Annotated in this window: 18 protein-coding genes; 16 read left to right on the top strand and 2 right to left on the bottom strand. The window is 72.1% G+C overall.

All coding sequences use genetic code 11. The features are described 5' to 3' along the window. Window positions 1–207: 207 nt before the first annotated feature. Window positions 208–708 carry a transcriptional regulator BldD gene (gene bldD, locus ADK52_RS35775; RefSeq protein ID WP_007263032.1) on the bottom strand — a complete coding sequence of 167 codons (501 nt, stop codon included), beginning with the start codon at window positions 706–708 and terminating at the stop codon, window positions 208–210. A 240-nt stretch (window positions 709–948) separates the two neighbouring features. Between bldD and pyrR the strand changes: the two genes are divergently transcribed. The 14 genes from pyrR to ADK52_RS35705 all read left to right on the top strand — a co-directional run bounded on the left by pyrR (window position 949) and on the right by ADK52_RS35705 (window position 17,699). After that, window positions 949–1,518: a bifunctional pyr operon transcriptional regulator/uracil phosphoribosyltransferase PyrR gene (gene pyrR / locus ADK52_RS35770; RefSeq protein ID WP_053694007.1), complete on the top strand. Its 570-nt coding sequence runs from the start codon at window positions 949–951 to the stop codon at window positions 1,516–1,518. 143 nt (window positions 1,519–1,661) lie between these two features. Continuing rightward, window positions 1,662–2,651: an aspartate carbamoyltransferase catalytic subunit gene (locus ADK52_RS35765; protein WP_030157459.1), complete on the top strand. Its 990-nt coding sequence runs from the start codon at window positions 1,662–1,664 to the stop codon at window positions 2,649–2,651. A 2-nt stretch (window positions 2,652–2,653) separates the two neighbouring features. Further along, a complete protein-coding gene (locus ADK52_RS35760) occupies window positions 2,654–3,940 on the top strand; it encodes a dihydroorotase (protein WP_053694006.1) in 1,287 nt (428 codons plus the stop codon). Continuing rightward, a complete protein-coding gene (locus ADK52_RS35755; RefSeq protein ID WP_053694005.1) occupies window positions 3,937–4,518 on the top strand; it encodes a hypothetical protein in 582 nt (193 codons plus the stop codon). Before ADK52_RS35760 ends, ADK52_RS35755 begins: the two co-directional genes overlap by 4 nt. Continuing rightward, window positions 4,515–5,672 (top strand): glutamine-hydrolyzing carbamoyl-phosphate synthase small subunit, encoded by a 1,158-nt coding sequence (carA, locus tag ADK52_RS35750; RefSeq protein WP_053694004.1) that lies wholly within the window; start codon window positions 4,515–4,517, stop codon window positions 5,670–5,672. The genes ADK52_RS35755 and carA overlap by 4 nt, the downstream gene beginning before the upstream one ends. Further along, window positions 5,665–8,973 (top strand): carbamoyl-phosphate synthase large subunit, encoded by a 3,309-nt coding sequence (carB, locus tag ADK52_RS35745; protein ID WP_053694003.1) that lies wholly within the window; start codon window positions 5,665–5,667, stop codon window positions 8,971–8,973. The genes carA and carB overlap by 8 nt, the downstream gene beginning before the upstream one ends. A gap of 83 nt (window positions 8,974–9,056) precedes the next feature. Continuing rightward, window positions 9,057–10,166, top strand: coding sequence for a quinone-dependent dihydroorotate dehydrogenase (locus ADK52_RS35740; RefSeq protein WP_053694002.1), 1,110 nt, complete (start codon window positions 9,057–9,059; stop codon window positions 10,164–10,166). After that, window positions 10,163–11,011, top strand: coding sequence for an orotidine-5'-phosphate decarboxylase (gene pyrF / locus ADK52_RS35735; RefSeq protein WP_267887317.1), 849 nt, complete (start codon window positions 10,163–10,165; stop codon window positions 11,009–11,011). The genes ADK52_RS35740 and pyrF overlap by 4 nt, the downstream gene beginning before the upstream one ends. Before the next feature lie 300 nt (window positions 11,012–11,311). Then, window positions 11,312–11,635: an integration host factor gene (locus tag ADK52_RS35730; protein WP_008740406.1), complete on the top strand. Its 324-nt coding sequence runs from the start codon at window positions 11,312–11,314 to the stop codon at window positions 11,633–11,635. 61 nt (window positions 11,636–11,696) lie between these two features. Further along, window positions 11,697–12,260 carry a guanylate kinase gene (gene gmk, locus ADK52_RS35725; RefSeq protein WP_053694001.1) on the top strand — a complete coding sequence of 188 codons (564 nt, stop codon included), beginning with the start codon at window positions 11,697–11,699 and terminating at the stop codon, window positions 12,258–12,260. A gap of 63 nt (window positions 12,261–12,323) precedes the next feature. After that, window positions 12,324–12,596: a DNA-directed RNA polymerase subunit omega gene (gene rpoZ / locus ADK52_RS35720; RefSeq protein ID WP_004948662.1), complete on the top strand. Its 273-nt coding sequence runs from the start codon at window positions 12,324–12,326 to the stop codon at window positions 12,594–12,596. Window positions 12,597–12,694: 98 nt separating this feature from the next. Next, window positions 12,695–13,921, top strand: coding sequence for a bifunctional phosphopantothenoylcysteine decarboxylase/phosphopantothenate--cysteine ligase CoaBC (gene coaBC / locus ADK52_RS35715; protein ID WP_053694072.1), 1,227 nt, complete (start codon window positions 12,695–12,697; stop codon window positions 13,919–13,921). A gap of 195 nt (window positions 13,922–14,116) precedes the next feature. After that, complete coding sequence (metK, locus tag ADK52_RS35710) at window positions 14,117–15,325, top strand: methionine adenosyltransferase (RefSeq protein WP_030157476.1); 1,209 nt, start codon at window positions 14,117–14,119, stop codon at window positions 15,323–15,325. 250 nt (window positions 15,326–15,575) lie between these two features. Continuing rightward, window positions 15,576–17,699: a primosomal protein N' gene (locus ADK52_RS35705; RefSeq protein WP_053694000.1), complete on the top strand. Its 2,124-nt coding sequence runs from the start codon at window positions 15,576–15,578 to the stop codon at window positions 17,697–17,699. A gap of 143 nt (window positions 17,700–17,842) precedes the next feature. Here the strand turns inward: ADK52_RS35705 and ADK52_RS35700 are convergent, their stop codons facing one another. Next, complete coding sequence (locus ADK52_RS35700) at window positions 17,843–18,391, bottom strand: hypothetical protein (RefSeq protein ID WP_053693999.1); 549 nt, start codon at window positions 18,389–18,391, stop codon at window positions 17,843–17,845. A gap of 308 nt (window positions 18,392–18,699) precedes the next feature. Here ADK52_RS35700 and fmt point away from each other — a divergent pair, with 308 nt between their 5' ends. Then, window positions 18,700–19,644, top strand: coding sequence for a methionyl-tRNA formyltransferase (gene fmt, locus ADK52_RS35695; RefSeq protein ID WP_053693998.1), 945 nt, complete (start codon window positions 18,700–18,702; stop codon window positions 19,642–19,644). A 106-nt stretch (window positions 19,645–19,750) separates the two neighbouring features. Next, on the top strand, window positions 19,751–21,211 hold the full coding sequence (locus ADK52_RS35690; RefSeq protein WP_053693997.1) for an RsmB/NOP family class I SAM-dependent RNA methyltransferase: 1,461 nt from the start codon (window positions 19,751–19,753) through the stop codon (window positions 21,209–21,211). The last annotated feature ends 13 nt before the right edge of the window (window positions 21,212–21,224 follow it).

Raw genomic sequence — 21,224 nt, 5'->3', positions numbered from 1 at the left:
GCACGCGCGCTGCGGGCCCTCCGTCCGTTCCGGGCAGCCACCCGCGGACCGGTACGCGAAAAGAGACCGGTGGGCGACAGGAGACCGGCACGCGAAAAGAGACCGGTGGGCGAAATGGGCCGGTACGCGAAAACCGGCGTGGGCCGGGAGCCACTCCTGGCTCCCGGCCCACGCCGGTAACGTTTCTGCTGGTCCTGGGTACGGGGACTAGATGTCCTCGTGCGCCACGGCGCGACGCGCATCCGCGTCGAGCACGCCCCAGCTGATCAGCTGCTCGGTCAGGACCGAGGGGGACTGGTCGTAGATGACGGCCAGGGTGCGCAGGTCGTCCTGGCGGATCGACAGCACCTTGCCGTTGTAGTCCCCGCGCTGGCTCTGGATGGTGGCGGCGTACCGCTGCAGCGGGCCGGCCTTCTCGGCGGGAACGCCGGCGAGGCGCTCCAGGTCGAGGCGCAGCTTCGGCGGCGGCTCGGCGGCCCCGCCCGGAGTCGTGCCCGGCAGCAGCTCCTGCACCGGAACCCCGTAGAAGTCCGCCAGCTCGGCGAGGCGCTGGACGGTCACGGCGCGGTCCCCGCGCTCGTACGACCCGACCACCACGGCCTTCCACCGGCCCTGGGACTTCTCCTCGACACCATGGAGGGAGAGGCCCTGCTGGGTGCGGATGGCGCGGAGCTTGGCCCCGAGCTGTTTGGCGTATTCGCTGGACATAACGCTCCCGGACGCTGTGACGACATGACCACGTGCGGCACCGCCGCGCGGCTGGTAACTCACTGTGAGGTTACGCAGCGTTACTTGGATGCGTCAAGCCGAATGGTCTTGGCCGCCCCCCTTCGAGCGGCCCCCACCGGGCCCGGTGCCGGTGCGGGGCCGGGCCCCTGGTACCGTGGAGGCCGTACAGCCAGACGTCCTTTAAGAACCGTCCCGTGAGGCGGAGAAGGAGGTCCTTTCATGGACGCTCAGCAGAGCGATGCGCGCCCCGTTCTCGAGGCGCAGGACATCGCGCGGGTGCTGACCCGCATCGCCCACGAGATCGTCGAACGCGCCAAGGGCGCCGACGACGTGGTGCTCCTCGGCATTCCCACCCGCGGTGTGTACCTCGCCCGCCGGCTGGCCGCCAAGCTCGAAGAGATCACCGGCACGAAGATCCCGGTCGGATCCCTCGACATCACCATGTACCGCGACGATCTGCGGCTGAAGCCCGCCCGTGCGATCGGCCGCACCGAGATCCCCGGCGACGACATCGACGGACGCCTGGTCGTCCTCGTCGACGACGTGCTCTTCTCCGGCCGCACCATCAGGGCCGCCCTCGACGCGCTGGGCGACCTCGGCCGCCCCCGCGCCGTGCAGCTCGCGGTCCTCGTCGACCGTGGCCACCGCGAGCTGCCGATCCGCGCCGACTACGTCGGCAAGAACCTCCCCACGTCGCTGCGGGAGACCGTCAAGGTCCAGCTCCAGGAGGAGGACGGCCGAGACGCCGTGCTGCTCGGCCAGCGGACCGACACGACCGCCGGGCAGTAGCCCGTACGAGTGAGGGGCCCCGAACGCGGGGGCCCGCGCGCGAGCCTGCCCGCCGGGCCGCACTCCACCCCGTCCGCGGCCCGGGCCTCCCCGCCGCCCTCCCTCCCCGCCGCTCTGACCTCATCGACAAACGGAGCACCCTGATGAAGCGCCACCTCATCTCGGCCGCCGATCTCACGCGCGACGACGCCGTCCTCATCCTCGACACCGCCGAGGAGATGGCACGCGTCGCGGACCGGCCGATCAAGAAGCTGCCCACCCTGCGCGGCCTCACCGTCGTCAACCTGTTCTTCGAGGACTCGACCCGCACCCGGATCTCCTTCGAAGCGGCCGCCAAGCGCCTGTCCGCCGACGTCATCAACTTCTCCGCCAAGGGCTCCTCGGTCTCCAAGGGCGAATCCCTCAAGGACACCGCGCTGACCCTGGAGGCCATGGGCGCCGACGCCGTCGTCATCCGCCACCACGCCTCCGGCGCCCCCTACCGGCTCGCGACCTCCGGCTGGATCGACTCCGCCGTCGTCAACGCCGGCGACGGCACCCACGAGCACCCCACCCAGGCCCTGCTGGACGCCTTCACCATGCGCCGCCGCCTGGTCGGCCGCGACGCCGGCCTCGGCAAGGACCTGAACGGCCGCCGCATCACGATCGTCGGCGACGTCCTGCACAGCCGCGTCGCCCGCTCCAACGTGCAGCTGCTCCACACGCTCGGCGCCGAGGTCACCGTGGTGGCCCCGCCCACCCTGGTCCCGATCGGCGTCGAGAGCTGGCCCTGCGAGGTCTCGTACAGCCTCGACGACGTGCTGCCGAAGTCCGACGCGGTCATGATGCTGCGTGTGCAGCGCGAACGCATGAACGCCGCCTTCTTCCCGACCGAGCGCGAGTACTCCCGCCGGTACGGGCTCGACGGCGACCGCATGGCCAAGATGCCCGAGCACGCCATCGTCATGCACCCCGGCCCGATGAACCGCGGCATGGAGATCACCGCCGAGGTCGCCGACTCCGACCGCTGCACCGCCGTCGAGCAGGTCGCCAACGGCGTCTCCACCCGGATGGCCGTCCTGTACCTGCTGCTCGGCGGCTCCGAGCCGGCCGTCACCACCACCAGCACGCCCCGTATCGAGGAGAGCAAGTAATCATGAGCAAGATCCTGATCCGCGGGGCGAAGGTACTCGGTGGCGAGGCGCAGGACGTCCTGATCGACGGCGAGACCATCGCCGAGGTCGGTACGGGCCTGTCCGCCGAGGGCGCGACCGTCATCGAGGCCGAGGGGCAGGTCCTCCTCCCCGGCCTCGTCGACCTGCACACCCACCTGCGCGAGCCCGGCCGCGAGGACTCCGAGACCGTCCTGACCGGCACCCGCGCCGCCGCCTCCGGCGGCTACACCGCCGTCTTCGCCATGGCGAACACCTTCCCCGTCGCCGACACCGCCGGCGTCGTCGAGCAGGTCTGGCGCCTGGGCAAGGAGTCCGGCTACTGCGACGTGCAGCCCATCGGCGCCGTCACCGTCGGCCTGGAGGGCAAGCAGCTCTCCGAGCTGGGCGCCATGCACGACTCCGCCGCCCGCGTCACCGTCTTCTCCGACGACGGCAAGTGCGTCGACGACGCCGTGATCATGCGCCGCGCCCTGGAGTACGTGAAGGCCTTCGGCGGCGTCGTCGCCCAGCACGCCCAGGAGCCCCGGCTGACCGAGGGCGCCCAGATGAACGAGGGCGTCGTCTCCGCCGAGCTGGGCCTCGGCGGCTGGCCGGCCGTCGCCGAGGAGTCGATCATCGCCCGCGACGTCCTCCTCGCCGAGCACGTCGGCTCCCGCGTGCACATCTGCCACCTCTCCACGGCCGGCTCCGTCGAGATCGTCCGCTGGGCCAAGTCCCGCGGCATCGACGTCACCGCCGAGGTCACCCCGCACCACCTGCTCCTCACCGACGAGCTGGTCCGCTCGTACAACGCGGTCTACAAGGTCAACCCGCCGCTGCGCACCGAGCGCGACGTCATGGCCCTGCGCGAGGCGCTGGCCGACGGCACGATCGACATCGTCGCCACCGACCACGCCCCGCACCCGCACGAGGACAAGGACTGCGAGTGGGCCGCCGCCGCCATGGGCATGGTCGGCCTGGAGACCGCGCTCTCCGTCGTCCAGCAGACGATGGTGGAGACCGGACTGCTCGACTGGGCGGGCGTCGCCGAGCGCATGTCCTTCGCCCCGGCGCGGATCGGCGGCCTGGACCACCACGGCCGCCCCGTCTCGGCAGGTGAACCCGCGAACCTGACCTTGGTCGATACCTCGTACCGTGGTGTCGTGGACCCCGCACACTTCGCTTCCCGCAGCCGCAACACGCCTTACGAGGGCCGTGAGCTGCCGGGACGCGTCACTCACACCTTCCTGCGGGGCCGGGCAACGGTCGTGGACGGGAAACTGGCGTGACACCTGCAGTAATCCAACTGGCCGCCGAGGCCGCCGAACGACGGTCGGCGGAGGTGACGGACTGGGGCGCACGCATCGCGTGGGTGATCGGTCTGCTCGTCTTCATCGCGTTCGTGTACTGGCTGATGCGGCAGGGCTGGAAATGGCGCGGCGCCCTGCAGAGCGATCTGCCGGAGCTGCCCGCCGCCCCCGGCGGCCTCCCCGAGCACCGGCTGGCCCTGACCGGCCGGTACCACGGGTCCACCACCGCCGGGCAGTGGCTCGACCGGATCGTCGCCCACGGCCTGGGGGTGCGCAGCCGGGTCGAGCTCACGCTCACCGACGCGGGCCTCGACGTGGTCCGTCCGGGTGCCACCGACTTCTTCGTACCGGCCGCGCAGCTGCGCGGCGCCCGCCTCGACAAGGGAATCGCGGGCAAGGTACTCACCGAGGGCGGTCTCCTCGTCGTCACGTGGGCGCACGGCGACAAGCTGATCGACTCCGGATTCCGCTCCGACCGCGCGGCCGAACACGCCGCCTGGGTCGAAGCCGTCAATCTCATGAACCAATCCATCACGACGGAAGGCGCCGAACGATGACGACCTCCACCAGGGGAGCAGCCAAAGCTCCCGCCGTACTCGTCCTGGAGGACGGTCGGATCTTCCGCGGCCGCGCCTACGGCGCTGTGGGGGAGACCTTCGGCGAGGCCGTGTTCTCCACCGGCATGACCGGCTACCAGGAGACCCTCACCGACCCGTCGTACCACCGGCAGGTCGTCGTGATGACCGCCCCGCACGTGGGCAACACCGGCGTCAACGACGAGGACCCCGAGTCCTCCCGCATCTGGGTCGCCGGGTACGTCGTGCGCGACCCCGCCCGCGTCCCGTCCAACTGGCGCTCGCAGCGCTCGCTGGACGAGGAGCTGGTCAAGCAGGGCGTCGTCGGGATCTCCGGCATCGACACCCGCGCCCTGACCCGCCACCTGCGCGAGCGCGGCGCCATGCGCGTCGGCATCTTCTCCGGCGAGGCGATCGCCGCCGACGCGGCGCTGCTGGCCAAGGTCCAGGAGCAGCCCCAGATGAAGGGCGCGAACCTCTCCGCCGAGGTCGCCACCAAGGAGACGTACGTCGTCCCCGCCATCGGCGAGAAGAAGTTCACGGTCGCCGCCGTGGACCTTGGCATCAAGGGCATGACCCCGCACCGGATGGCCGAGCGCGGCATCGAGGTGCACGTGCTGCCCGCCACCGCCACCGTCGAGGACATCTACGCCGTCTCCCCGGACGGCGTGTTCTTCTCCAACGGCCCCGGCGACCCGGCCACCGCCGATCACGCGGTCTCCGTCATGCAGGGCGTCCTCGCCCGCAAGACCCCGCTCTTCGGCATCTGCTTCGGCAACCAGATCCTGGGCCGCGCCCTCGGCTTCGGCACGTACAAGCTGAAGTACGGCCACCGCGGCATCAACCAGCCGGTGCAGGACCGCACCACCGGCAAGGTCGAGATCACCGCGCACAACCACGGCTTCGCCGTCGACGCGCCCCTCGACAAGGTCTCGGACACCGCCTACGGGCGCGCCGAGGTCTCCCACGTCTGCCTGAACGACAACGTCGTGGAAGGCCTCCAGCTGCTCGACCAGCCGGCCTTCTCCGTCCAGTACCACCCCGAAGCTGCCGCCGGCCCGCACGACGCCGCGTACCTCTTCGACCGCTTCACGTCTTTGATGGAAACCGCCCTGATGGAGGCCGAGCGTGCCTAAGCGCACCGATATCCAGTCCGTCCTGGTCATCGGCTCCGGCCCGATCGTCATCGGACAGGCCGCCGAGTTCGACTACTCAGGCACCCAGGCCTGCCGCATCCTCAAGGCCGAGGGCCTGCGGGTCATCCTGGTGAACTCCAACCCCGCGACGATCATGACCGACCCGGAGATCGCCGACGCCACGTACGTCGAGCCGATCACCCCCGAGTTCGTCGAGAAGATCATCGCGAAGGAGCGCCCCGACGCGCTGCTCCCGACCCTCGGCGGCCAGACCGCGCTCAACACCGCCATCTCCATGCACGAGCAGGGTGTGCTGGAGAAGTACGGCGTCGAGCTCATCGGCGCCAACGTCGAGGCCATCAACAAGGGCGAGGACCGCGACCTCTTCAAGGGCGTCGTCGAGGCCGTCAAGGCCAAGATCGGCTACGGCGAGTCCGCCCGCTCGGTCATCTGCCACTCCATGGACGACGTCCTGGCGGGCGTCGAGACGCTCGGCGGCTACCCCGTCGTCGTCCGCCCCTCCTTCACCATGGGCGGCGCCGGCTCCGGCTTCGCCCACGACGAGGAGGAGCTGCGCCGCATCGCCGGCCAGGGCCTGACGCTCTCCCCGACCACCGAGGTGCTCCTGGAGGAGTCCATCCTCGGCTGGAAGGAGTACGAGCTGGAGCTGATGCGCGACACCAAGGACAACGTGGTCGTCGTCTGCTCCATCGAGAACTTCGACCCGATGGGCGTCCACACCGGCGACTCCATCACCGTCGCCCCGGCCATGACCCTGACCGACCGCGAGTACCAGCGGCTGCGCGACATTGGCATCGCGATCATCCGCGAGGTCGGCGTCGACACCGGCGGCTGCAACATCCAGTTCGCGATCGACCCGGTCGACGGCCGCGTCATCGTCATCGAGATGAACCCGCGCGTCTCGCGCTCCTCGGCGCTCGCGTCGAAGGCCACCGGCTTCCCGATCGCCAAGATCGCCGCCAAGCTGGCCATCGGCTACACCCTCGACGAGGTCCCCAACGACATCACCGAGAAGACGCCGGCCTCCTTCGAGCCGACCCTCGACTACGTCGTCGTCAAGGCCCCGCGCTTCGCCTTCGAGAAGTTCCCGCTCGCCGACGCCACCCTCACCACCACCATGAAGTCGGTGGGCGAGGCCATGGCCATCGGCCGCAACTTCACCGAGGCCCTCCAGAAGGCCCTGCGCTCCCTGGAGAAGAAGGGCTCGCAGTTCACCTTCGTCGGCCCCGTCGGCGACAAGGAAGAGCTCCTCGCCACCGCCGTCCGCCCCACCGACGGCCGCATCAACACCGTCATGCAGGCCATCCGCGCCGGCGCCACCCAGGAAGAGGTCTTCGAGTCCACGAAGATCGACCCCTGGTTCGTCGACCAGCTCTTCCTGATCAAGGAGATCGCCGACGAGCTGGCCGCCGCCGAGAAGCTCCACCCCGAGCTGCTCGCCGAGGCCAAGCGGCACGGCTTCTCCGACGCCCAGATCGCCGAGATCCGCGGCCTGCGCGAGGACGTCGTCCGCGAGGTCCGCCACGCGCTGGGCGTCCGCCCGGTCTACAAGACGGTCGACACCTGCGCCGCCGAGTTCGCCGCGAAGACCCCGTACTTCTACTCCTCGTACGACGAGGAGAGCGAGGTCGCGCCCCGCGAGAAGCCCGCCGTGATCATCCTGGGCTCCGGCCCGAACCGCATCGGCCAGGGCATCGAGTTCGACTACTCCTGCGTCCACGCCTCCTTCGCCCTCAGTGACGCCGGCTACGAGACCGTGATGGTCAACTGCAACCCGGAGACCGTCTCCACCGACTACGACACCTCCGACCGCCTGTACTTCGAGCCGCTGACGCTCGAAGACGTGCTGGAGATCGTCCACGCCGAGTCGCTGGCCGGCCCCATCGCCGGCGTCGTCGTCCAGCTCGGCGGCCAGACCCCCCTGGGCCTGGCCCAGGCCCTCAAGGACAACGGCGTCCCGGTCGTCGGCACCCCGCCGGAGGCCATCCACGCCGCCGAGGACCGCGGCGCGTTCGGCCAGGTGCTCGCCGACGCCGGCCTGCCGGCCCCCAAGCACGGCACCGCCACCACGTTCGCGGGCGCGAAGGCCATCGCCGACGAGATCGGCTACCCGGTCCTCGTACGCCCCTCGTACGTGCTCGGCGGCCGCGGCATGGAGATCGTCTACGACGAGGACCGGCTGTCCTCGTACATCGCGGAATCCACCGAGATCTCGCCGACCCGCCCCGTCCTCGTCGACCGCTTCCTCGACGACGCCATCGAGATCGACGTCGACGCCCTCTACGACGGCACCGAGCTCTACCTCGGCGGCGTCATGGAGCACATCGAGGAAGCCGGCATCCACTCCGGCGACTCGGCCTGCGCCCTGCCCCCGATCACCCTCGGCGGCTTCGACATCAAGCGCCTGCGCGCCTCCACCGAGGCCATCGCCAAGGGCGTCGGCGTACGCGGCCTGATCAACATCCAGTTCGCGATGGCGGGTGACATCCTCTACGTCCTGGAGGCCAACCCGCGCGCCTCCCGCACCGTCCCCTTCACCTCGAAGGCGACCGCGGTCCCGCTCGCCAAGGCCGCCGCGCGCATCTCGCTCGGCGCCACCATCGCCGAACTGCGCGAAGAGGGCATGCTCCCGAAGACCGGCGACGGCGGCACCCTGCCGCTCGACGCGCCGATCTCCGTCAAGGAGGCCGTCATGCCGTGGTCGCGCTTCCGCGACATCCACGGCCGCGGCGTCGACACCGTCCTCGGTCCGGAGATGCGCTCCACCGGCGAGGTCATGGGCATCGACTCCGTCTTCGGCACGGCGTACGCCAAGTCGCAGGCCGGCGCCTACGGCCCGCTGCCCACCAAGGGCCGCGCGTTCATCTCCGTCGCCAACCGCGACAAGCGCTCGATGATCTTCCCGGCCCGCGAGCTCGTCGCCCACGGCTTCGAGCTGATGGCCACCTCCGGCACCGCCGAGGTACTGCGCCGCAACGGCATCAACGCCACCATCGTGCGCAAGCTCAGCGAGGGCGAGGGCCCGGCCGGCGAGAAGACCATCGTCCAGCTCATCCACGACGGCCAGGTCGACCTGATCGTCAACACCCCGTACGGCACCGGCGGCCGCCTCGACGGCTACGAGATCCGCACGGCGGCCGTGGCGCGCGGGGTCCCGTGCCTGACCACGGTCCAGGCGCTCGCCGCGGCCGTCCAGGGCATCGACGCGCTCAACCACGGCGACGTGGGCGTGCGCTCGCTCCAGGAGCACGCGGAGCACCTGACCGCGGCCCGCGACTAGCAGCCCGTACGAGGAGGGGGACACGGATGCGCGACGCGCATCGGTGTCCCCCTCGTCATGAGCGCACAAGGGATCTTCTCGACATGTACAAACTCTTCTTCGACCTGGTCTTCAAGCGGATGGACCCGGAGCAGGCCCACTACCTGGCCTTCCGCTGGATCCGGCTCGCGGCCCGCACCCCCGTGCTGCGCACCTTCGCCGCCGCGGCCCTCGCTCCCCGCCACAAGGAGCTGCGCACCGAGGCGCTCGGGCTGCGCATGCACGGCCCCTTCGGCCTCGCGGCGGGCTTCGACAAGAACGCCGTCGCCATCGACGGCATGTCGATGCTCGGCTTCGACCACATCGAGATCGGCACGGTCACGGCGCAGGCGCAGCCGGGCAACCCCAAGAAGCGGCTGTTCCGGCTCGTGCCGGACCGCGCGCTGATCAACCGCATGGGATTCAACAACGAGGGCTCGGCGGCCGTGGCGGCCCGCCTGGCGGCCCGCGTGCCGGTCTTCAACACGGTCGTGGGCGTCAACATCGGCAAGACCAAGGTCGTGCCGGAGGAGGAGGCGGTGGCGGACTACGTCGCCTCCACCGAGCGCCTGGCCCGCCACGCGGACTACCTGGTCGTGAACGTCTCCTCGCCGAACACGCCGGGCCTGCGCAACCTCCAGGCCACCGAGTCCCTGCGCCCGCTCCTGACGGCCGTACGGGAGGCCGCGGACCGCACGGTGACCGACCGCCGGGTCCCGCTGCTCGTCAAGATCGCCCCGGACCTCGCGGACGAGGACGTCGACGCGGTCGCCGACCTCGCGCTGGAGCTCGGCCTGGACGGCATCATCGCGACCAACACCACCATCGCGCGCGAGGGGCTGGGCCTGAAGTCCGCCCCGGACCTCGTGAAGGAGACCGGCGGCCTGTCCGGCGCCCCGGTCAAGGAGCGCTCCCTGGAGGTCCTGCGCCGCCTGTACGCCCGGGTGGGCGACCGCCTGGTGCTGGTGGGCGTCGGGGGCATCGAGAACGCCGAGGACGCCTGGCAGCGGATCCTGGCCGGCGCCACCCTGATCCAGGGGTACAGCGCGTTCATCTACGAGGGACCGTTCTACGCCCGCGCGATCCACAAGGGCCTGGCCGCGCGCCTGGCCGTCAGCCCGTACGCGACCCTCGCCGAGGCCGTCGGCGCCGAAACCCGGAAGGCCATGCAGTGACCGAGACCCCCGTGACCCCCTTCGGCACCCGCCTGCGCGCGGCGATGGACGCGCGCGGCCCGCTGTGCGTGGGCATCGACCCGCACGCGGCCCTCCTCTCGTCCTGGGGCCTGAACGACGACATCGCGGGCCTGGAGAAGTTCTCCCGCACGGTCGTCGAGGCGCTGGCCGACTCGGTGGCCGTCTTCAAGCCGCAGGCGGCCTTCTTCGAGCGCTTCGGCTCGAAGGGCATCGCGGTGCTGGAGCGGACCGTGGCCGACGCGCGCGCCGCCGGCACGCTGGTCGTGATGGACGCCAAGCGCGGGGACATCGGCTCGACCATGGCCGCGTACGCCCAGACCTTCCTGGAGCCCTCCTCCCCGCTGTTCTCCGACGCCCTGACGGTCTCCCCGTACCTGGGCTACGGCTCGCTGGAGCCGGCGGTGGAGCTGGCCCGCCGCTCGGGCGCCGGACTCTTCGTCCTCGCCCTCACCTCGAACCCGGAGGGCGCGGAGGTCCAGCGCGCGGTGCGCGAGGACGGCCGCACGATCGGCGCGACGATGCTCGCGCACCTCGCCGCGGAGAACGCGGGCGCCGAGCCGATGGGCTCCTTCGGAGCGGTGGTCGGCGCCACGCTCGGCGACCTGTCCTCCTTCGACCTGGACATCAACGGTCCGCTGCTGGCCCCCGGCATCGGTGCGCAGGGCGCGACGGCGGCCGACCTCCCGGCGGTCTTCGGCGCGGCCGTCCGCAATGTGGTCCCGAACGTCTCGCGGGGCGTCCTGAAGCACGGTCCGGACGCCGCCGCCCTGCGCGCCTCGGCCACCCGGTTCGCGGACGAAATCCGCGCGGCGGTCTCCGCCTGAGCCGGTTCGGGAGTGCGGCCGGGAGGTCCGGCCGCACCGCACGTCGTACGGTCTGACGAAAATCGAACGTCTTTCCCCGGACAAAACCGGGGTGATTTGTCCGTGATGTACGGTTCAGTGGAGGCTGACCAGGACTTTTCGTCCGTTCTCGCTGACTGGAGCGGTGTTGGCCGCTAGTCTCCGATCAGAGTGACGAGCAGCGAACGAGTTCCACCGCTGTTCGGGCATTCGCCTGGTGTGGCGCCCTAGGGTTCCCCACCGGTCCGTATCCGACAGTTCGACATCCGAGGTGACGTAGGCGTGGCTCTTCCGCCCCTTACCCCTGAACAGCGCGCAGCCGCGCTCGAAAAGGCCGCCGCGGCTCGCCGGGAGCGGGCCGAGGTGAAGAATCGACTCAAGCACTCCGGCGCCTCGCTCCAAGAGGTCATCAAGACGGGCCAGGAGAACGACGTCATCGGCAAGATGAAGGTCTCCGCCCTGCTGGAGTCCCTGCCTGGCGTGGGCAAGGTCCGCGCCAAGCAGATCATGGAGCGCCTCGGCATCTCCGAGTCCCGGCGTGTCCGAGGTCTCGGTTCCAACCAGATCGCGTCTCTGGAGCGTGAGTTCGGCACTCCTGCCGGCTGACGCGTTGCCTGAAGTTCTCCCGGCGTTCTCAGGCAGTCCCGAGAACCTGGATAATCGCTCTATGGCAGCAGAGGTTCGTCCGCGGCTGACCGTGCTCTCCGGCCCCTCGGGGGTCGGCAAGAGCACGGTCGTCGCGCATATGCGCAAGGTCCACCCCGAGGTATGGCTCTCGGTGTCGGCCACCACCCGCAAGCCGCGGCCCGGTGAGCGACACGGAATCCACTACTTCTTCGTCAACGACGACGAGTTCGACAAGCTGATCGCCAACGGCGAGCTGCTGGAGTGGGCCGAATTCGCGGGCAACCGCTACGGCACACCGCGCGGCGCGGTGGTGGAGCGACTGGAGAACGGCGAGCCCGTTCTCCTGGAGATCGACCTCCAGGGCGCGCGACTCGTCCGCGAGTCCATGCCCGAGGCGCAGCTCGTCTTCCTCGCCCCGCCGAGCTGGGACGAGCTGGTGCGCCGGCTCACCGGCCGCGGCACCGAATCGCCCGAGGTCATCCAGCGCAGGCTGGAGACCGCCAAGGTCGAGCTCGCTGCCGAGTCCGAGTTCGACACCACCCTGGTCAACACCTCCGTCGAGGACGTGGCGCGCGAGCTGCTAGCCTTGATGGAAGTTGTCTGATCGTTGATCGATGTTCATTTCGATCAATGCTTGATCATTCACCCATTCTTCGGAAGGTAGAGCGTGTCCTCTTCCATCACTGCGCCCGAGGGCATCATCAACCCGCCGATCGACGAGCTGCTCGAGGCCACGGACTCGAAGTACAGCCTCGTGATCTACGCGGCCAAGCGCGCGCGTCAGATCAACGCGTACTACTCGCAGCTCGGTGAGGGCCTGCTCGAGTACGTCGGCCCGCTGGTGGACACCCACGTCCACGAGAAGCCGCTTTCGATCGCGCTGCGCGAGATCAACGCGGGTCTGCTGACCTCCGAGGCCATCGAGGCCCCGGCCCAGTAAGGCACCGAGAATTCCTTTCACCACAGGCCCGGCAGAACATCTGCCGGGCCTGTGGTGTGTCATAGACACGTACGACGATCAGCGAAGGGGCGTGTGTGGTGGGTAAGCCGAAGGTCGTGCTCGGAGTCAGCGGCGGGATCGCCGCGTACAAGGCGTGCGAGCTGCTGCGCCGGCTCACCGAGTCCGGGCACGAGGTACGGGTCGTCCCCACGGCGGCGTCCCTGAACTTCGTGGGCGAGGCCACCTGGGCCGCACTCTCCGGGAACCCGGCGGGCACCGAGGTCTGGGAGACCGTCCACGAGGTCCCGCACGTCCGCATCGGGCAGGGCGCCGACCTCGTCGTCGTCGCCCCCGCCACCGCCGACATGCTGGCCAAGGCCGCCCACGGCCTCGCCGACGACCTGCTCACCAATACGCTGCTCACCGCGCGCTGCCCGGTGGTGTTCGCCCCCGCCATGCACACCGAGATGTGGGAGCACCCCGCCACCCAGGAGAACGTGGCCACGCTGCGCCGCCGCGGCGCGGTCGTCATCGAGCCCGCCGTCGGCCGGCTCACCGGCAAGGACACCGGCAAGGGACGGCTGCCCGACCCTGAGGAGATCTTCGAGGTGTGCCGCAGCGTCCTGCGGCGCGCACTCGCGGACGGGACGGCCGAGCCCGATCTGGCCGGCCGGCACGTGGTGATCAGCGCGGGCGGTACGCGGGAGCCGCTCGACCCGGTCCGCTTCCTCGGCAACCGCTCCTCCGGCAAGCAGGGCTACGCACTGGCCCGCACCGCCGTCGCCCGCGGTGCCCGGGTCACCCTCGTCGCGGCCAACACCGCCCTGGCCGACCCGGCCGGGGTGGACGTCGTACGGGTCGGGACGGCCGTGCAGCTGCGCGAGGCCGTGCTCAAGGCGGCGGCCGACGCCGACGCGGTGGTGATGGCCGCGGCCGTGGCCGACTTCCGGCCGGCCGAGTACGCGAGCGGCAAGATCAAGAAAAAGGACGGGCAGGATCCGGCCCCGGTGGCGTTGGTGCGCAACCCCGACGTCCTCGCGGAGATCTCGGCCGACCGGGCCCGGGAAGGCCAGGTCGTGGTCGGTTTCGCCGCCGAAACGGACGACGTGCTCGCGAACGGCCGGGCCAAACTGCTCCGCAAGGGGTGTGATCTTCTCGTCGTGAACGAGGTCGGCGAAGCCAAGACCTTCGGTTCGGAGGAGAACGAAGCGGTCATCCTCTCCTCCGATGGGACGGAGACCCCGGTTCCCTACGGTCCGAAGGAAGCTCTGGCCGAGGCGATTTGGGACCGGATCTCCCCGCGACTCGCCACCCGACGCGCCTGAGCGACGGCTCTTCTCGTAGCGGATTCCATGAGCCAGAATGGAGTGCCGCAGGTCACATGGCTCCCATTGGGCGAGACAGGTGGTCCGGCAAACGGTGGCGACCGATAAACTGCATTCGGAACGTGATCGGGCGCAGCTCCCGGTGTGGTTCCGCCAAATGATCAGCCAGCAGCCGCTGCAACCCCAGGGAGCGTTGTGTCCCGTCGCCTGTTCACCTCGGAGTCCGTCACCGAGGGTCACCCCGACAAGATCGCTGACCAGATCAGCGACACGATCCTCGACGCACTTCTCACCGAGGACCCGACCTCGCGTGTGGCCGTGGAGACCCTCATCACCACCGGTCTCGTCCACATCGCCGGTGAGGTGACGACGAAGGCGTACGCGCCGATCGCGCAGCTCGTCCGCGACAAGATCCTCGAGATCGGCTACGACTCCTCGAAGAAGGGCTTCGACGGCGCCTCCTGTGGCGTGTCGGTGTCCATCGGCGCGCAGTCCCCGGACATCGCGCAGGGCGTCGACACCGCGTACGAGAAGCGGGTCGAGGGCGACGAGGACGAGCTCGACAAGCAGGGTGCCGGCGACCAGGGCCTGATGTTCGGCTACGCGTGCGACGAGACCCCCGAGCTCATGCCGCTCCCGATCCACATCGCGCACCGGCTCTCGCGCCGCCTGTCCGAGGTCCGCAAGAACGGGACCATCCCGTACCTGCGTCCCGACGGCAAGACCCAGGTCACCATCGAGTACGACGGGGACAAGGCCGTCCGCCTCGACACCGTCGTCGTGTCCTCGCAGCACGCCTCGGACATCGACCTGGACTCGCTGCTCGCCCCGGACATCCGCGAGTTCGTCGTCGAGCACGTGCTCGCCCAGCTCGTCGAGGACGGCATCAAGCTCGACACCGAGGGCTACCGCCTGCTGGTCAACCCGACCGGCCGCTTCGAGATCGGCGGCCCGATGGGCGACGCCGGCCTCACCGGCCGCAAGATCATCATCGACACGTACGGCGGCATGGCCCGCCACGGCGGCGGCGCCTTCTCGGGCAAGGACCCGTCCAAGGTCGACCGCTCCGCCGCGTACGCCATGCGCTGGGTCGCCAAGAACGTGGTCGCCGCCGGTCTCGCCTCGCGCTGCGAGGTCCAGGTCGCGTACGCCATCGGCAAGGCCGAGCCCGTCGGTCTCTTCGTCGAGACCTTCGGCACCGCCAAGGTGGAGGTCCAGAAGATCGAGGACGCGATCGGCCAGGTCTTCGACCTCCGCCCGGCCGCGATCATCCGCGACCTCGACCTGCTGCGCCCGATCTACGCCCAGACCGCCGCGTACGGCCACTTCGGCCGCGAGCTGCCGGACTTCACCTGGGAGCGCACCGACCGCGTGGACGCGCTGCGCACGGCCGCCGGCCTGTAGGACCCCCGCGTACCGCGCGTACGCAGCCGTACGGCCCCGGACCTCGCGGTCCGGGGCCGTCATGCGTCGGCGCCCCAGGCGCCCGCCCGCCAGCGTGGCGACGCCCTCCCGGTGCGCGGGGCGACGGCTTCCTCCGGAGCCGGGCTCGGGCCCGGCTGTTGAAGGACGGCAACGCCCGCCGCCGCCCAGGGGAGCCCCCCGGCCCGCGCAGCGGCTCCCGCTGTCGGTGCCGTTTGGTAAGAATGCAGCTGTGAGCAGCGAGAACGAATCCGAGCCGACGGGCGCCGCCGGCGCCCCGCCGGAGCAGCTCGCGCTGATGCGGGAGATGGTCGCCGAGGCGAAGGCCAAGGCGCCCAAGGCCAAACCGCGCACCTGGCGCGGCGCCGCGCTCGCCGAAGAGCTGCCGGTCGCCCGGATCCTCGTCAACAAGGGCGTGCTCCACCTCGACCAGCTCTGGGACTACGCCGTTCCCGAGGAGCTCTCCGAGGCCGCCCAGCCCGGCGTCCGCGTCCGGGTCCGCTTCGGCGCCGGCTCCCACCAGGTGCACGGCGGCCGCCGCGAGGGCGGCGGCCTCATCGACGGGTTCATCGTCGAGCGCCGCGCCGAATCCGACTACAACGGAGCCCTGGCCGCCCTCGCCCACGTCGTCTCGCGCGAGGTCGTGCTCACCCCCGGCATGCTGGCCCTGGCCCGGGCCGTCGCCGACCGGTACGCCGGCAGCCTGGCCGACGTGCTCCAGCTCGCCCTGCCCGCACGCAGCGCCCGCGCCGAGGCCAAGCCCTCGCCCGAGCCGCTGCCCCCGCCCGCCGCGCCCGAACCGGGCGGCTGGGCGCGGTACGGCTCCGGCCCCGCCTTCCTGCGGGCACTGGCCACGGGCGGCGCGCCCCGCGCCGTGTGGACCGCCCTGCCTGGCCCCGGCTGGGCCGACGAGCTGGCCCGGGCCATGGCCGCCACCCTCGCCTCCGGCCGCGGTGCCCTCGCCGTCCTGCCCGACGGACGCACCGCGGCCCGGGTCGACGCGGCGCTGACCGCCCTGCTCGGCGAGGGGCGGCACGCGCTGCTGACCGCCGAGTCCGGCCCCGAGAAGCGCTACCGCCAGTGGCTCGCCGTGCACCGGGGCTCGGTGCGGGCCGTCATCGGCACCCGGGCCGCGATGTTCGCGCCCGTACGGGACCTCGGGCTGGTCGCCATCTGGGACGACGGCGACTCCAGCCACTCCGACGACCACGCGCCCTTCCCGCACGTACGGGAGGTGCTGGAGCTGCGCGCCGTCGGCGACGGCTGCGGATTCCTGGCCGGCAGCACCAGTTGCACCGTGGAGGCCGCCCAGCTGGTCGAGACGGGCTGGGCGCGGCCGCTCGTCGCCGACCGCGAGACGGTACGGGCCTGCGCGCCCCGGATCCGGACCGTGGGCGACGAACTCCTGGCCCGGGACGAGGCGGCCCGCGCCGCCCGGCTGCCGAGCCTGGCCTGGGAGACCGTACGGGAGGGGCTGAAGTCCGGGCCCGTGCTCGTCCAGGTACCCCGGCGCGGCTATGCGCCGCGCTTGGCGTGCGAGCGGTGCCGCGCTCCTGCCCGCTGCACGGTCTGCGCGGGGCCGCTGGAGGCCCCCGACGCGCGGGAACTGCACTGCGGCTGGTGCGGGCGGCAGGAGAGCGCCTGGCACTGCGAGGAGTGCGGGTCGTTCCGGCTGCGCGCCCAGGTGGTGGGCGCCCGGCGGACGGCCGAGGAGCTCGGGCGGGCCTTCCCGGCCGTGCCCGTACGGACTTCGGGGCGCGACCACATCCTGGACGAGGTGCCGGACCGGCCCGCGCTGGTGGTGTGCACCCCGGGAGCCGAGCCGGTCGCGGCCGGCGCCGGGTACGCGGCGGCGCTGCTGCTGGACGGCTGGGCGATGCTGACCCGGCCCGACCTGCGGGCCGGGGAGGACGCGCTGCGCCGGTGGATCGCGGCCGCCTCGCTGGTCCGGGGGGAGGGGCAGGTCGTCGTGGTCGCGGAGCCGACGCTGCGGCCTGTCCAGGCCCTCGTGCGGTGGGACCCGGTGGGCCACGCCGTACGGGAGCTCGCGGAGCGGGCCCAGCTCGGGTTCCCGCCGGTCTCGCGGATGGCGGCGGTGGCCGGCCGGGGCGAGGCGGTGGAGGCCTTCCTGGCCGGAGCCGGGCTGCCGCCGGACGCGGAGGTACTGGGCCCGGTCCCGGTGCCGGGGCGGCGCGGGGAGCCCTCACCGGGGGAGCGGGCCCTGGTCCGCGTCCCGCCCGGCAGCGGGGCCGCGCTGGCGGCCGCCCTGAAGTCGGCCCAGGCGGCCCGGCTGGCCCGCGGGGTCCCGGCGGCGGAGGCGGTCCGCGTCCGGATCGACCCGCCGGACATCGGCTAGCGGACACCCCGGGGAGTCCGCGGCGGGCGGGCAGCCGAACGCCCCCGGCGGGACGGCCGCGGGGGTCGTTCCGCCGGGGGCGGGGTGGGGTACGGCGTCAGGCCGGCCGTCGGAGGGTCGGCGTCCCGGCGGCCGGCGACTGATCAGCCGTTGTGGATCACCCGGGACGGGTCGGCGTTGCGGGGGCCCGGGAAGGCGGTCGCGGAGCGGGACGAGGCCGCGGCCTGGGGCTCCTCGCGCAGCGGCTGCGGCGGCACCGAGCGGGCCGCCGGGACCGTGGGCAGCGGCCCGAGGGGCCGCGTCGTCGCGCCCTCGGCCAGCGGCTCCGCGGACTCGGCGGCCTGGGCCCGCCGGGCCCCGTACCGCCGGTGCACGGCCTGCTTGGTGACCCCGAGCGCGGAACCCACCGCGTCCCACGAGAAGCCGAGCGAGCGGTCGAAGTCCACCGCTGCGGTCACCAGCGTCTCGACGCTGTCCCGCAGCTCCTGCGCGAGGCGGACGGTGGGCGCGGGCGCCCGGCCATAGACGACGAAGCCCGTGGAGGGACCGGAGCGGCGCGGGCGGTACACATTGCCGAGCTGGGCGGTGAGCGTACGCAGAGCATCCACCTGCCGGCGAACCCGCTCGATGTCCCGCACCAAGAGGTGCAGGCTGGCCCGTGCTTGGGCGTCGTGGGTGGCGTGGTCGGCCATGAAGAAGCCTCTCGAACCGGTGCTGAAGAGCGGATCGGGCCGCAGACACCGATCTCATCGCGCGGCCCGGTTTCGGTCAATCTCTCTTGACCAACGCGCCAAACGGCACTGAAGTCACGCACCGGGGGCGTGTCGGCATATGCGAGAGGCGCGCGTGTGTGCGTACGCCCCCTGACGGGCCGTCCGGTACCCCTCGGCGGCCCCGGACAGGCCCCGAGGTGCCCGCCCATCGGGCCGGGCGGCCCGGGCGGCGCCGGGACCATAGACTGGTGCGCTGCTGACAGCCGAGATAGCGAGGTAGGACCCCAGTGAAGCTCGTCTTCGCAGGCACCCCCGAGGTCGCCGTGCCCGCCCTGGACGCCCTCATCGCCTCCGGGCGGCACGAGGTCGCCGCCGTGATCACCCGGCCCGACGCACCGGCCGGCCGCGGCCGCCGGCTCGTCGCCAGCCCGGTCGCCGAGCGCGCCGAAGAGGCCGGCATCGAGATCCTCAAGCCCGTACGGCCGCGCGACCCGGAGTTCCAGGCCCGGCTGCGCGAGATCGGCCCGGACTGCTGCCCGGTCGTCGCGTACGGCGCGCTGATTCCCAAGAGCGCCCTGGAGATCCCCCGGCACGGCTGGGTCAACCTGCACTTCTCGCTGCTGCCCGCGTGGCGCGGGGCCGCCCCCGTCCAGCACTCGATCATGGGGGGCGACCAGGTCACCGGCGCGTCCACCTTCCTCATCGAGGAGGGCCTGGACACCGGACCCGTCTACGGGCACCTGACCGAGGAGATCCGCCCCACCGACACCAGCGGCGACCTGCTGACCCGGCTCGCCTTCGCCGGCTCCGGCCTGCTGGCCGCCACCATGGACGGCATCGAGGACGGCACCCTGCGCGCCGTCGAGCAGCCCGCCGACGGCATCTCGCTCGCCCCCAAGATCACCGTCGAGGACGCCCGCGTCGACTGGAAGGCCCCGGCGATGCGCGCCGACCGCGTGGTGCGCGGCTGCACGCCCGCGCCCGGCGCGTGGACCGTCTTCCGCGGGGAGCGGCTCAAGCTGATCTCCGTCGGGCTGGTCACCGACCGCACGGACCTGGCGCCCGGCGAGCTCGCCCCGGGCAAGAACAACGTGTACGTCGGCACCGGCTCGCACGCCGTGGAGCTGCTCTGGGTGCAGCCCCAGGGCAAGAAGCCGATGCGCGGCGCCGACTGGGCCCGCGGGGTGCGGATCGCTCCCGGCGAGCGCCTCGGCGCCGCGGACGTAGGCTGATCCGTACCGGCGTACCGGTGTCCCCGCCGGGCACCGGCCCGCCGCCGGCGGCACCCCGTACGTCGGCACCACCTCGCAGACCCCGTAAACCCGGAGCACCTTTCACGTGAGCGATCAGTCCCGTCCCCCGCGCAGCGCCGCAGGCCAGCGGCAGGCCAAGCCGTACCGCCGCCCCAAGAAGGACCCCGTCCGCCTCCTGGCCTTCGAGGCCCTGCGGGCGGTGGACGAGCGCGACGCGTACGCGAACCTCGTCCTGCCCCCGCTGCTGCGCAAGGCCCGCCAGAACGAGGGCTTCGAGGCGCGGGACGCGGCGCTGGCCACCGAGCTCGTCTACGGGACGCTGCGCCGTCAGGGCACGTACGACGCGGTCATCAAGGCCTGCATCGACCGGCCGCTGCGGGAGGTGGACCCGCCGGTGCTGGACGTGCTCTCGCTCGGCGCCCACCAGCTGCTGGGGACCCGGATCCCGACGCACGCGGCGGTGTCGGCCAGCGTGGAGCTGGCCCGGGTGGTGCTCGGGGACGGGCGCGCCAAGTTCGTGAACGCCGTCCTGCGCAAGATCGCCGCGCACGACCTGGACGGCTGGCTGGAGCTGGTGGCCCCGCCGTACGAGGAGGACGCCGAGGAGCACCTCGCGGTGTACCACTCGCACCCGAGGTGGGTCGTCAGCGCCCTGTGGGACGCCCTCGGCGGCGGCCGGGCCGGTATCGAGGACCTCCTCGAAGCCGACAACGAGCGGCCCGAGGTCACCCTGGTGGCGCGGCCCGGGCGGTCCACGACCGAGGAGCTGCTGACGGCGGTCGGCGAGGACTCGGCGCTGCCGGGGCGCTGGTCGCCGTATGCCGTGCGCATGGCCGAGGGCGGCGAACCGGGCGCGCTGGAGGCGGTCCGCGAGGGGCGCGCGGGCGTCCAGGACGAGGGCAGCCAGCTGGTGGCGATGGCCCTCGCGGCCGCGCCGGTCGAGGGGCGCGACGAGCGCTGGCTGGACGGGTGCGCGGGGCCCGGCGGCAAGGCGGCCCTGCTGGGCGCCCTGGCGGCGCAGCGCGGGGCGTTCCTGCTGGCCTCCGAGAAGCAGCCGCACCGGGCACGGCTCGTGGAGCGCGCCCTGGCCGGCAACCCCGGCCCGTACCAGGTCATCGCGGCGGACGGCACCCGGCCGCCGTGGCGCCCGGGCTCCTTCGACCGGGTCCTGATGGACGTCCCCTGCTCCGGGCTGGGCGCGCTGCGCCGCCGCCCGGAGGCCCGGTGGCGGCGGCGCCCGGAGGACCTGGAGGGCTTCGCCCCGCTCCAGCGCGCGCTGCTGCGCGAGGCGCTGTCGGCGGTCCGGGTGGGCGGGGTCGTGGGCTACGCGACGTGCTCGCCGCACCTGGCCGAGACCCGGGTCGTCGTGGACGACGTCCTGCGCGGCCGCGGCGCGGGCGCCTCGCCGGTGGACGCCGAACTGATCGACGCCAGGCCGTACATGGCGGGCGTTCCGGCCCTGGGCGACGGCCCGGACGTACAGCTGTGGCCGCACCTGCACGGGACGGACGCGATGTACCTGGCACTGATCCGCCGCACGGGGTAGCGGAGCGGCGACC

The sequence above is a fragment of the Streptomyces sp. WM6372 genome, assembly GCF_001279655.1.
GTDB lineage: Bacteria > Actinomycetota > Actinomycetes > Streptomycetales > Streptomycetaceae > Streptomyces.
This window is presented reverse-complemented; position numbering and strand designations above follow the sequence as displayed.

What these genes read in the sequence shown, in the direction of transcription:
- bldD (WP_007263032.1), bottom strand. Translation starts at nt 708, where the DNA reads ATGTCCAGCGAATACGCCAAACAGCTCGGGGCCAAGCTCCGCGCCATC.
- pyrR (WP_053694007.1), top strand. Translation starts at nt 949, where the DNA reads ATGGACGCTCAGCAGAGCGATGCGCGCCCCGTTCTCGAGGCGCAGGAC.
- ADK52_RS35765 (WP_030157459.1), top strand. Translation starts at nt 1,662, where the DNA reads ATGAAGCGCCACCTCATCTCGGCCGCCGATCTCACGCGCGACGACGCC.
- ADK52_RS35760 (WP_053694006.1), top strand. Translation starts at nt 2,654, where the DNA reads ATGAGCAAGATCCTGATCCGCGGGGCGAAGGTACTCGGTGGCGAGGCG.
- carA (WP_053694004.1), top strand. Translation starts at nt 4,515, where the DNA reads ATGACGACCTCCACCAGGGGAGCAGCCAAAGCTCCCGCCGTACTCGTC.
- ADK52_RS35740 (WP_053694002.1), top strand. Translation starts at nt 9,057, where the DNA reads ATGTACAAACTCTTCTTCGACCTGGTCTTCAAGCGGATGGACCCGGAG.
- gmk (WP_053694001.1), top strand. Translation starts at nt 11,697, where the DNA reads ATGGCAGCAGAGGTTCGTCCGCGGCTGACCGTGCTCTCCGGCCCCTCG.
- ADK52_RS35700 (WP_053693999.1), bottom strand. Translation starts at nt 18,391, where the DNA reads ATGGCCGACCACGCCACCCACGACGCCCAAGCACGGGCCAGCCTGCAC.